4 protein-coding genes, 14 tRNA genes and 4 rRNA genes are annotated in these 12,073 nt (G+C 49.7%); 21 read left to right on the top strand and 1 reads right to left on the bottom strand.

The window, feature by feature from the left end; genetic code table 11:
• Positions 1-11: 11 nt before the first annotated feature.
• A complete protein-coding gene (gene pdaB / locus JRJ22_RS26000) occupies positions 12-818 on the bottom strand; it encodes a polysaccharide deacetylase family sporulation protein PdaB (RefSeq protein WP_206102146.1) in 807 nt (268 codons plus the stop codon).
• A 118-nt stretch (positions 819-936) separates the two neighbouring features.
• On the opposite strand from pdaB, the gene JRJ22_RS25995 reads away from it, so the two are divergent.
• The 21 genes from JRJ22_RS25995 (at position 937) to ppc (ending at position 11,931) form a co-directional block, all read left to right on the top strand.
• Positions 937-1,548 carry a stage II sporulation protein M gene (locus JRJ22_RS25995; protein ID WP_206102145.1) on the top strand — a complete coding sequence of 204 codons (612 nt, stop codon included), beginning with the start codon at positions 937-939 and terminating at the stop codon, positions 1,546-1,548.
• A gap of 247 nt (positions 1,549-1,795) precedes the next feature.
• Positions 1,796-2,026, top strand: a complete 231-nt coding sequence (locus JRJ22_RS25990) for a hypothetical protein (RefSeq protein ID WP_054943997.1) — start codon at positions 1,796-1,798, stop codon at positions 2,024-2,026.
• 366 nt (positions 2,027-2,392) lie between these two features.
• Positions 2,393-3,940, top strand: a 16S ribosomal RNA gene (locus JRJ22_RS25985).
• Between the two features lie 114 nt (positions 3,941-4,054).
• Positions 4,055-4,171 (top strand): 5S ribosomal RNA (rrf, locus tag JRJ22_RS25980).
• Positions 4,172-4,215: 44 nt separating this feature from the next.
• Positions 4,216-4,292 (top strand) — tRNA-Ile (locus JRJ22_RS25975).
• Between the two features lie 29 nt (positions 4,293-4,321).
• Positions 4,322-4,397, top strand: a tRNA-Ala gene (locus JRJ22_RS25970).
• Between the two features lie 143 nt (positions 4,398-4,540).
• Positions 4,541-7,467, top strand: a 23S ribosomal RNA gene (locus tag JRJ22_RS25965).
• Positions 7,468-7,523: 56 nt separating this feature from the next.
• Positions 7,524-7,640: ribosomal RNA gene (rrf, locus tag JRJ22_RS25960) — 5S ribosomal RNA — on the top strand.
• The 16S, 23S and 5S rRNA genes sit together here with 14 tRNA genes alongside, the layout of an rRNA operon.
• A 9-nt stretch (positions 7,641-7,649) precedes the next feature.
• Positions 7,650-7,725 (top strand) — tRNA-Asn (locus tag JRJ22_RS25955).
• Between the two features lies 1 nt (position 7,726).
• Positions 7,727-7,802, top strand: a tRNA-Thr gene (locus JRJ22_RS25950).
• 11 nt (positions 7,803-7,813) lie between these two features.
• Positions 7,814-7,888, top strand: a tRNA-Glu gene (locus tag JRJ22_RS25945).
• 36 nt (positions 7,889-7,924) lie between these two features.
• Positions 7,925-8,000 (top strand) — tRNA-Val (locus JRJ22_RS25940).
• 52 nt (positions 8,001-8,052) lie between these two features.
• Positions 8,053-8,126, top strand: a tRNA-Gln gene (locus tag JRJ22_RS25935).
• Positions 8,127-8,131: 5 nt separating this feature from the next.
• Positions 8,132-8,204 (top strand) — tRNA-Lys (locus JRJ22_RS25930).
• Between the two features lie 22 nt (positions 8,205-8,226).
• Positions 8,227-8,310: transfer RNA gene (locus tag JRJ22_RS25925), tRNA-Leu, on the top strand.
• Between the two features lie 7 nt (positions 8,311-8,317).
• Positions 8,318-8,392: transfer RNA gene (locus JRJ22_RS25920), tRNA-Gly, on the top strand.
• A 7-nt stretch (positions 8,393-8,399) separates the two neighbouring features.
• A tRNA-Arg gene (locus JRJ22_RS25915) sits at positions 8,400-8,476 on the top strand.
• 35 nt (positions 8,477-8,511) lie between these two features.
• Positions 8,512-8,585: transfer RNA gene (locus tag JRJ22_RS25910), tRNA-Pro, on the top strand.
• An 11-nt stretch (positions 8,586-8,596) separates the two neighbouring features.
• A tRNA-Gly gene (locus JRJ22_RS25905) sits at positions 8,597-8,670 on the top strand.
• A gap of 16 nt (positions 8,671-8,686) precedes the next feature.
• A tRNA-Pro gene (locus tag JRJ22_RS25900) sits at positions 8,687-8,760 on the top strand.
• Positions 8,761-9,138: 378 nt separating this feature from the next.
• Positions 9,139-11,931: a phosphoenolpyruvate carboxylase gene (gene ppc / locus JRJ22_RS25895; protein WP_206102144.1), complete on the top strand. Its 2,793-nt coding sequence runs from the start codon at positions 9,139-9,141 to the stop codon at positions 11,929-11,931.
• The last annotated feature ends 142 nt before the right edge of the window (positions 11,932-12,073 follow it).

Raw genomic sequence — 12,073 nt, 5'->3', positions numbered from 1 at the left:
GGTTTACGGAATTATAGTTCTGCGGCGTCTTCCAGCCCTTTATTCAGTGAAGCGGAATCCCGGACTTCTGTACCGTCGGCACTGCTTTGGCTGATCAATTCAGAGACCGTGACGAATTCATAGCCTTGACTGCGGAGATTGTCGATAATAAGCGGAAGTGCCTCATGTGTCTGTTTACAGGAATCGCTGGCATGGAGCAGAACAATATCTCCAGGATGGGCTTTGCTGGTTACGCGCTTTACGATATTATCTACACCGATGTTTTTCCAGTCCAGGGAGTCGGTATCCCATTGAATGACCTTGTAGCCCAGATCGCTGGCCACCTGAAGCACTCTTTTATCAAAATCACCATTCGGCATGCGGATCAAATTTGGTTCTTTACCCGTTAATTCGGTTAAGACGGTATGTGCTGTTGAGATTTGAGTACGGATCTCCTCGTTGCTCAAAGTACTGTAGTTAACATGCTTATGACCGTGGCTGCCGATTTCAAATCCTGCCTCTTTGATACTTGTAACAATTTCCGGGTGCGTTTTGCTCCAGGGCGAGGAGAGGAAGAAGGTGGCCTTATCCACTTTTTTGTCCTCCAGCACCTTTAGAATCGGTTCAGGCCTCTTTTCACCCCAGCTAATGTCAAAAGTTAAGGCGATCAGCTTCTTCTCCGTTGGTACACTGTAAATCGCAGACGGGGCCGGCGAATCCGAAAAAACAGTAATATTGCCCCTCTCGACATACACAACACCAGCGGCAAGAAGCGCAGCGGCAAAGATATAAATGAACCGTTTTATCTTTTTGCCGCTGAATACATAAAAAGAATTCATACTTGCAGCGCTCCTCTCCCATGCGAAATGGCTTGTTTGTTCTAAATGTATGCTCGTACCTACCGCTTATGACCTCATCTGTCTCACAAATCGGATTAATAACTTATAGGAGGAACCTATGTTTTCATTTTCAACATTTGTCAAAGATGTAGGCACAATCCGCAAAACCTTGCTGGTTGCGCTGATTCTATTCCTGGCAGGAGGAGTGCTCGGCTGGATAGGTACCGGAAGTCTGCAGAAACTGCTCGCCCAGCAGTTAGAGGGATTAAGTGAGATCAGCGGGAATCTCAGAGATTCAGAGCACCCGCAGTGGAGCTTTTTCATATTTATATTTGCGAACAACAGCATCAAAAGTGTTGTGGTTATCTTTCTGGGTGCACTGTTCGGAGTCATACCGGCTGTATTCTTACTGATTAACGGAGGTGTTATCGGCTACTTGATTCATTTGTCAGCTATGCAGGGACAGGATCTATTTCAACTGATCGTAAAAGGACTGCTTCCACACGGAATTATCGAGATACCGGCAATAATCATCGCTTGTGCTTTTGGTCTTCATTTTGGCGGTAAAGTGATACTCAGCTTATTCAGCCCATCCCGCGGAAAAGAACAGGGAAACGGGAACTGGTCCGGGTTTATGCAGCAGACATTTACAGCTTCGGTGTGGATTGTAATTCTTCTGTTCATTGCTGCAATTATTGAAAGTACAATTACATTGTCTCTTTTATCATAAAAATTCAGGGAAATGAGCATAACATTAAAGCCATTCGAATTTGGGGGATCCTGTCAACACGACGCGCAGGCATAAGAGGCGAGGCCATAAGGGAATTTTGGAGATTATGGTTATAGTTCTTATACTCCGGTTAATTTAGTGTATCGGGTATATTCACAGCTATTCCCACCAGATGGACTAACTTCTATCACACAAACAGCAGCATTTTAGGTTTTGATCTTAAAATACCACGAAGGAGGCCAAGCATATGTTGGGAATGTTGTTCAATGAAAAGGAGTGCAAGGAGCTGGACTATGTTTTAAGAAAAGAGCTTGACGAGATGCTCCTTGACTTAAGTGATCAGCGTTTGGACCAGAATATCAGGCATGCTATTGCTAACCGATATAAAACCGTATTCCGCATGTACGCGCGTTTTGCTCCGCAGAAAGAGTTGTCGAAGTATGCCTGGGGCGGCCGTACATCCCAGTTCAAACATTGAAATAATGAGCTGCTGCTTACAAGTTTGTGTGCTTGGCCATTTAATTTAATCAAATAGGTTGACTAAAAGGGAGCGTCCGTGATACATTATATCTCGCGCTCCTTTTCGATGTTTGAATAGTAGCTGCACGGCAAGGAAAAATGAAAAATAACTTTTTTCAAAAAAACACTTGCCAAAATGATAAACACTGTGATATATTATAAAGGTCGCTGCTGAGACGCGGCGAAGTGTTAAAAAGAGAGATATTGATCTTTGAAAACTGAACAACGAGTGAGTACCTGGAGATCACTTCGGTGAGATCCAAAATTAGAGAATGCAAATTCTCGTCAGATGTTTCAAAATGAGCAATCGCTCTTTCTAAATACCAATTTGGAGAGTTTGATCCTGGCTCAGGACGAACGCTGGCGGCGTGCCTAATACATGCAAGTCGAGCGGAGCTTATCCTTCGGGATAAGCTTAGCGGCGGACGGGTGAGTAACACGTAGGCAACCTACCCCTCAGACTGGGATAACTACCGGAAACGGTAGCTAATACCGGATAATTCCTTTCTTCTCCTGAAGAAAGGATGAAAGGCGGAGCAATCTGCTACTGAGGGATGGGCCTGCGGCGCATTAGCTAGTTGGTGAGGTAACGGCTCACCAAGGCGACGATGCGTAGCCGACCTGAGAGGGTGAACGGCCACACTGGGACTGAGACACGGCCCAGACTCCTACGGGAGGCAGCAGTAGGGAATCTTCCGCAATGGGCGAAAGCCTGACGGAGCAACGCCGCGTGAGTGATGAAGGTTTTCGGATCGTAAAGCTCTGTTGCCAGGGAAGAACGTCCGGTAGAGTAACTGCTACCGGAGTGACGGTACCTGAGAAGAAAGCCCCGGCTAACTACGTGCCAGCAGCCGCGGTAATACGTAGGGGGCAAGCGTTGTCCGGAATTATTGGGCGTAAAGCGCGCGCAGGCGGCTATTTAAGTCTGGTGTTTAAACCTTGGGCTCAACCTGGGGTCGCACTGGAAACTGGATGGCTTGAGTACAGAAGAGGAAAGTGGAATTCCACGTGTAGCGGTGAAATGCGTAGATATGTGGAGGAACACCAGTGGCGAAGGCGACTTTCTGGGCTGTAACTGACGCTGAGGCGCGAAAGCGTGGGGAGCAAACAGGATTAGATACCCTGGTAGTCCACGCCGTAAACGATGAGTGCTAGGTGTTAGGGGTTTCGATACCCTTGGTGCCGAAGTTAACACAGTAAGCACTCCGCCTGGGGAGTACGGTCGCAAGACTGAAACTCAAAGGAATTGACGGGGACCCGCACAAGCAGTGGAGTATGTGGTTTAATTCGAAGCAACGCGAAGAACCTTACCAGGTCTTGACATCCCTCTGAATCCTCTAGAGATAGAGGCGGCCTTCGGGACAGAGGAGACAGGTGGTGCATGGTTGTCGTCAGCTCGTGTCGTGAGATGTTGGGTTAAGTCCCGCAACGAGCGCAACCCTTGACTTTAGTTGCCAGCAGGTAAGGCTGGGCACTCTAGAGTGACTGCCGGTGACAAACCGGAGGAAGGTGGGGATGACGTCAAATCATCATGCCCCTTATGACCTGGGCTACACACGTACTACAATGGCCGGTACAACGGGAAGCGAAACCGCGAGGTGGAGCCAATCCCAGCAAAGCCGGTCTCAGTTCGGATTGCAGGCTGCAACTCGCCTGCATGAAGTCGGAATTGCTAGTAATCGCGGATCAGCATGCCGCGGTGAATACGTTCCCGGGTCTTGTACACACCGCCCGTCACACCACGAGAGTTTACAACACCCGAAGTCGGTGGGGTAACCCGCAAGGGAGCCAGCCGCCGAAGGTGGGGTAGATGATTGGGGTGAAGTCGTAACAAGGTAGCCGTATCGGAAGGTGCGGCTGGATCACCTCCTTTCTATGGAGAATCGTCACCTGCAACGGTGACATTCAAATCGGAAGTATAACTTCCAAATAGCTTCAAACACTCACTCGTGTTCAGTTTTGAAAGAGCAAGTCTCTTTCGTATGCGTTTGGTGGCGATAGCGGAGGGGTTCCACACGTACCCATCCCGAACACGACCGTTAAGTCCTCCAGCGCCGATGGTACTTGGACCGAAGGGTCCTGGGAGAGTAGGACGCTGCCAAGCGGACAACCATTCATTGGTTGGTTCAAATGTTATATATGTTATATGGGCTTTTAGCTCAGTTGGTTAGAGCGCACCTCTGATAAGGGTGAGGTCGGTGGTTCGAGTCCACCAAGGCCCACCATATAACAATTATAACTTCATACCTTTTATGGGGCCATAGCTCAGCTGGGAGAGCGCCTGCCTTGCAAGCAGGAGGTCAGCGGTTCGATCCCGCTTGGCTCCACCAATAATTTCATTACTTGTAGTACCTTGATCCTTGAAAACTGGATACCGAAACGAATTTGCGTTTTAGAACATTCTTTAAGCTGAACTTGTGTAAACAAGTTTCAATTATAGCAATGCTGGCGATTTTCCTAACGGAAAACGCATGGTTAAGCTAATAAGAGCACACGGAGGATGCCTAGGCGCCAGGAGCCGACGAAGGACGTGGCGAACAACGAAACTGCCTCGGGGAGCTGTAAGCAAGCTTTGATCCGGGGGTGTCCGAATGGGGAAACCCAGCTGTGGTAATTCGCAGTTACTCACACCTGAATACATAGGGTGTGTAGAGGCAGACCAGGGGAACTGAAACATCTAAGTACCCTGAGGAAGAGAAAACAATAGTGATTCCGTCAGTAGCGGCGAGCGAACGCGGAACAGCCTAAACCAAGGGGCTTGCCCCTTGGGGTTGTGGGACGTCTCACATGGAGTTACAAAGGAATATGGTAGGTGAAGAGGTCTGGAAAGGCCCGCGATAGAGGTAAAAGCCCTGTAACCTAAACTGTATTCCCTCCGAGACGGATCCCGAGTAGTGCGGGGCACGTGAAACCCCGTATGAATCCAGCAGGACCATCTGCTAAGGCTAAATACTACCTGGCGACCGATAGTGAAACAGTACCGTGAGGGAAAGGTGAAAAGCACCCCGGAAGGGGAGTGAAATAGAACCTGAAACCGTGTGCTTACAAAAAGTCAGAGCCCGTTTTAGGGGTGATGGCGTGCCTTTTGTAGAATGAACCGGCGAGTTACGTTTAACATGCAAGGTTAAGGTGAGAAGCCGGAGCCGCAGCGAAAGCGAGTCTGAATAGGGCGATATAGTATGTGGACGTAGACCCGAAACCGTGTGATCTACCCCTGTCCAGGGTGAAGGTGCGGTAACACGCACTGGAGGCCCGAACCCACGTATGTTGAAAAATACGGGGATGAGGTGGGGGTAGCGGAGAAATTCCAATCGAACTCGGAGATAGCTGGTTCTCCCCGAAATAGCTTTAGGGCTAGCCTCGGTGAATGGAGTGGTGGAGGTAGAGCACTGATTGGGTGCGGGGCCCGCAAGGGTTACCAAGCTCAGTCAAACTCCGAATGCCATTTACTTCTTGCCGGGAGTCAGACAGTGAGTGCTAAGATCCATTGTCAAAAGGGAAACAGCCCAGACCATCAGCTAAGGTCCCCAAGTGTGTGTTAAGTGGGAAAGGATGTGGAGTTGCACAGACAACCAGGATGTTGGCTTAGAAGCAGCCACCATTGAAAGAGTGCGTAATAGCTCACTGGTCGAGTGACTCTGCGCCGAAAATGTAACGGGGCTAAACACACCACCGAAGCTATGGCTAGATGCTTATGCATCTGGGGTAGGGGAGCGTTGTATGTGGGTTGAAGGTGTACCGTAAGGAGCGCTGGACAGCATACAAGTGAGAATGCCGGTATGAGTAACGAAAAGATCAGTGAGAATCTGATCCGCCGAAAGCCCAAGGTTTCCTGAGGAAGGCTCGTCCGCTCAGGGTAAGTCGGGACCTAAGGCGAGGCCGAAAGGCGTAGTCGAAGGACAACAGTTTGAAATTACTGTACCACCGTAATCCGCTATGAGCGATGGGGTGACGCAGGAGGGTAGTGACGCGGACTGATGGATGTCCGTCTAAGCAGTGAGGCTGGTGTGTAGGCAAATCCGCACATCGTAAGGCTGGGCTGTGATGGGGAGCGAAAATTACAGTAGCGAAGGTCATGATCTCACACTGCCAAGAAAAGCCTCTAGCCAGGAGAAGGTGCCCGTACCGCAAACCGACACAGGTAGGCGAGAAGAGAATTCTAAGGCGCGCGGAAGAACTCTCGTTAAGGAACTCGGCAAAATGACCCCGTAACTTCGGGAGAAGGGGTGCCTCGGTAGGGTGAATAGCCCGAGGGGGCCGCAGTGAAAAGGCCCAAGCGACTGTTTAGCAAAAACACAGGTCTGTGCGAAGCCGCAAGGCGAAGTATACGGGCTGACGCCTGCCCGGTGCTGGAAGGTTAAGGGGAGTGGTTAGGGGTAACCCGAAGCTATGAACCGAAGCCCCAGTAAACGGCGGCCGTAACTATAACGGTCCTAAGGTAGCGAAATTCCTTGTCAGGTAAATTCTGACCCGCACGAATGGCGTAACGACTTGGGCGCTGTCTCAACGAGAGATCCGGTGAAATTTTAATACCTGTGAAGATGCAGGTTACCCGCGACAAGACGGAAAGACCCCATGGAGCTTTACTGCAGCTTGATATTGAATTTGGGTACGATCTGTACAGGATAGGTGGGAGCCGTAGAGGCAGGAGCGCAAGCTTCTGCGGAGGCGCCGTTGGGATACCACCCTGATCGTATCTAGGTTCTAACCTGGTACCCTAAGCGGGTACGGGGACCGTGTCAGGCGGGCAGTTTGACTGGGGCGGTCGCCTCCTAAAGAGTAACGGAGGCGTTCAAAGGTTCCCTCAGAATGGTTGGAAATCATTCGAAGAGTGCAAAGGCATAAGGGAGCTTGACTGCGAGACCTACAAGTCGAGCAGGGACGAAAGTCGGACTTAGTGATCCGGTGGTACCGCATGGAAGGGCCATCGCTCAACGGATAAAAGCTACCCTGGGGATAACAGGCTTATCTCCCCCAAGAGTCCACATCGACGGGGAGGTTTGGCACCTCGATGTCGGCTCATCGCATCCTGGGGCTGAAGTAGGTCCCAAGGGTTGGGCTGTTCGCCCATTAAAGCGGTACGCGAGCTGGGTTCAGAACGTCGTGAGACAGTTCGGTCCCTATCTGTCGTGGGCGCAGGAAATTTGAGAGGAGCTGTCCTTAGTACGAGAGGACCGGGATGGACGTACCGCTGGTGCACCAGTTGTTTCGCCAGAAGCATGGCTGGGTAGCTACGTACGGACGGGATAAGCGCTGAAAGCATCTAAGCGTGAAGCCCCCCTCAAGATGAGATTTCCCAGTATGTAAGACCCCTTGAAGACGACGAGGTAGATAGGTTGGAGGTGGAAGTGCAGTAATGCATGGAGCTGACCAATACTAATCGGTCGAGGGCTTATCCAAATTTCGAAGAACGCAGATTCGTTTCGGATTCAGTTTTCAGGCGATTAAGCCTGCCGTTTGGTGGCGATAGCGGAAGGGTTCCACGCGTACCCATCCCGAACACGACCGTTAAGCCTTCCAGCGCCGATGGTACTTGGACCGAAGGGTCCTGGGAGAGTAGGACGCCGCCAAGCGGACAATATTCCCTGATAGCTCAGTTGGTAGAGCACTCGACTGTTAATCGAGTTGTCACAGGTTCGAGTCCTGTTCGGGGAGCCATGCTCTCATAGCTCAGCAGGTAGAGTGCTTCCATGGTAAGGAAGAGGTCACCGGTTCGAATCCGGTTGAGAGCTCCACAGATTTACAAGGCCCGTTGGTCAAGGGGTTAAGACACCTCCCTTTCACGGAGGTAACATGGGTTCGAATCCCATACGGGTCACCAATTAATATTTTCTTCACCCTTTGAGGGCATACATATGGAGGCTTAGCTCAGCTGGGAGAGCATCTGCCTTACAAGCAGAGGGTCGGGGGTTCGAACCCCTCAGCCTCCACCATAATCGTCCTCATATTTGAAGAGATTATGGGGATTCTATAAGTATCCATCATAGGGGATTCGCCAAGTGGTAAGGCAACGGACTCTGACTCCGTCATCATAGGTTCGAATCCTATATCCCCTGCCAAATGCGAGCCATTAGCTCAGTTGGTAGAGCACCTGACTTTTAATCAGGGTGTCGAAGGTTCGAGTCCTTCATGGCTCACTTTGATTAAAACTTGTATTATGCGCGTGTGGCGGAATGGCAGACGCACCAGACTTAGGATCTGGCGTCGTAAGACGTGGGGGTTCAAGTCCCTTCACGCGCACCACTTATTTGCGGACGTGGCTCAGCGGTAGAGCATCGCCTTGCCAAGGCGAGGGTCGCGGGTTCGATTCCCGTCGTCCGCTCCATAATTTTGCGCCCTTAGCTCAGCTGGATAGAGCGTTTGACTACGAATCAAAAGGTCGGGAGTTCGAATCTCTCAGGGCGCGCCATTTTATATTTTTTCTATGAATCATCAATATATTAACGGGATGTAGCTCAGCTTGGTAGAGCACCTGGTTTGGGACCAGGGGGTCGCATGTTCAAATCGTGTCATCCCGATTTTCACCTTTGCGGGTGTAGTTCAATGGTAGAACTTCAGCCTTCCAAGCTGATAGCGTGGGTTCGATTCCCATCACCCGCTCCATAATTTTATACCTTTTCGGGATGTAGCTCAGCTTGGTAGAGCACCTGGTTTGGGACCAGGGGGTCGCATGTTCAAATCGTGTCATCCCGATACTTCAGTCTAGGCTGACAAAACTCTTACTCCGGTAGGAGTTTTTTGTTATAATTTATAAACTTCGCATGCCTCTCGCCGGATATCATAAACCCCGATTTCTATTATTCTTCAATCCGTGTATAATGCAATCAATACCTACACGCTGTGTAAACCTTGCACATAAATACGGATTAACTCAGACATTCTAAATTAGTATAGGAACATAAATATTTTATGACTGTATAATGAATGAATTTGGTGTATAATCGTAATTACTGCAACGCTTTACAGCGTAATAAGTTGGAGATTTCCTAGTGGTTTTACTGTATGATATGAGGAAAGCTTCAAATAGACAATGTTAAGGACATTGATCCGGAAGAGGATGGGGGGAGCAGCATGACCGAACTTACGACAGCTGTCAGCAAAAGCAATTCCAACAATCTGCTGCGGCGTGACGTACGGTTCCTGGGGAATATCTTGGGCGAAGTCTTGGTACATCAAGGCGGCAACGAATTGCTGGAGATCGTGGAGAAAATCCGCGAAACCAGTAAATCCCTGCGCTCATTGTTTTTGCCTGAACTGCACAATGAATTTAAAGAGCTGATTAATTCACTGGATCCTGAAAATCGTCACCAAGTGATACGCGCGTTCGCCATTTATTTCCAACTGGTGAATATCGCCGAGCAGAATCACCGGATTCGCCGTAAGCGTGACTATGAACGCTCCGCAGGGGACACGGTACAGCCGGGTTCTATCGAAAGTGCGATTCAGGAACTACGCGAACGGGATTTCTCTCAAGAGGATGTTCATGAGATTATGAATGGCCTGTCTTTGGAGCTGGTCATGACGGCTCACCCTACGGAAGCAATGCGGCGGGCAATTCTCGATATTCATAAACGGATATCTGACGATGTGATGGGCTTGGATAATCCAACGTTAACGTTCCGTGAACGGGAACAGCTCCGCGAGAAGCTGCTGAATGAAGTCATTACCCTGTGGCAGACAGATGAATTGCGCGACCGTAAACCTACGGTACTCGATGAAGTACGCAATGGGATGTACTATTTCCATGAGACGATCTTCCAAGTACTGCCGGATGTGTATCAAGAGCTTGAACGATGTTTGAGCAAATATTATCCGGGTCAGAACTGGCACGTGCCGACTTATCTGCGTTTTGGATCGTGGATCGGTGGAGACCGCGACGGAAACCCTTCGGTAACTGCCTCTGTTACTCTTCAGACCCTGCGTTTACAGCGTAAACTTGCGATCCGGGAATATCAGCGCATTATGCGTGAACTGATGCAGTATCTGAGCTTTAGTACAAGCATCGTCAGTGTCACTACCGAACTGTTGGATTCCATCGAAAAAGACCGGAACATCATTAACCTCAACCGGGTAGATACCTGGCGCAATGATAATGAGCCTTACCGGATCAAGCTAAGCTATATGATCTCGAAGACACAAAATGTGCTTGATGATGAGAAAAAAGGCACTCCTGAACGCTACTCATCACCGCAGCAATTCATAGATGATTTGAACGTGATTGACCGCAGCCTGCGTCACCACTATGCCGATTATGTTGCAGACACTTATATTAAGAAGCTAATCCGTCAGGTTGAGCTGTTCGGCTTCCACACTGCGGCTCTGGATGTTCGCCAGCATAGTCAGGAGCATGAAAATGCGATGGCTGAAATTCTGGCCAAAATGAACATCACGCAGGACTATGCCAAAATGCCGGAAACAGAAAAGGTAAAGCTGCTGGAATCGCTGCTTAATGATCCGCGTCCACTGACTTCCCCGTACCAGTCATATAGTGAGAGTACTGAGGAATGCCTCGCAGTGTACCGTACGATTTTTAGGGCACAAGAGGAATACGGCAAACAGTGCATTACCAGTTACCTGATCAGTATGGCAGAAGCGGCCAGCGACATTCTGGAGGTTATGGTATTCTCCAAAGAGGTTGGTTTGTTCCGCAAAGACAATGATGGAACGGTCGTCTGTACTTTGCAGGCAGTGCCGCTTTTTGAGACGATTGATGACTTGCATAATGCACCTGAGATTATGAAGAAACTGCTCAACATGCCGATTTATCGTGAAGCGGTTAGAGCGATGAACGATCTCCAGGAAATTATGCTCGGTTATTCCGACAGTAACAAGGACGGCGGCGTGGTGACTGCGAACTGGGAGCTGCGTGTGGCCCTCAAGCAACTAACCGCTACGGCGGATGATTTCGGCATCAAGCTGAAGTTCTTCCATGGACGCGGCGGTGCACTCGGGCGCGGTGGCATGCCGCTGAACCGCAGTATTCTTGCCCAGCCTGCTTCAACCATTGGCGGCGGGATTAAGATTACTGAGCAGGGCGAAGTGATTTCTTCCCGGTATTCGATGAAGGGGATTGCATACCGGAGTCTAGAGCAAGCTACCTCTGCACTGGTGACTGCAGCTATTCATGCTAGAATGCCTCAAGCTGATCTGTATGAAGCCAAATGGGATGAAATTGTGGCCCGCATCTCCGAAGTTTCATTAAACAAATACCAGGATCTGATCTTCCGTGATCCGGATTTCCTGAACTTCTTCAAGGAATCGACACCTCTGCCTGAGGTTGGAGAACTTAATATTGGTTCACGTCCTTCCAAACGGAAGAACAGTGACCGTTTCGAAGACCTGCGTGCAATTCCATGGGTGTTCGCGTGGACGCAGAGCCGTTACCTGCTTCCTGCCTGGTATGCTGCCGGAACCGGACTGCAGAGCTTCTACGAGGGGAAAGAGGAGAACCTGAAAATCATGCAGACTATGTATGAGAACTTCTCCTTCTTTACCACGCTGATTGATACACTCCAAATGGCGATTGCTAAGGCCGATCTGGTTATTGCCAAGGAATACGCCACCATGGGCAAAAATGACGAAGCCCGCCAGCGGATCTTCGGCCAGATTGAAGCAGAGTTCAAGCTGACTTCAGAACTGATTCTTAAGATCACCGGCCAGCAGGATATTCTGGATAACGTTCCGGTTATTCAGGAATCCATCCGTCTGCGCAACCCGTATGTTGATCCGCTCAGCTACCTTCAGGTGCAGCTGTTATCGGAGCTCAGAGCCCTGCGTGAAGTTGAGGGTGATGACGCGGAATTGCTGCGTGAGGTACTGCTTACGATCAACGGCATTGCCGCGGGGCTCCGGAATACGGGCTGATGCCCGGAATTTTCACAGTCTATAGGAACAGGCTCTGAATCATTTGCAGCCTGAAAATAAAAAAGCTCTATACCCAACATAAGTGCCGGTTTGAATCTGAAATCAGATTCAAACCGGCACTTATTCTATTGTAATGACATTG

The sequence above is a fragment of the Paenibacillus tianjinensis genome, from assembly GCF_017086365.1.
In the GTDB taxonomy this organism is placed as follows: domain Bacteria; phylum Bacillota; class Bacilli; order Paenibacillales; family Paenibacillaceae; genus Paenibacillus_AQ; species Paenibacillus_AQ tianjinensis.
Note: the sequence above shows the minus strand (reverse complement) of the source record. Positions and strands in the feature narration are given on the sequence as shown.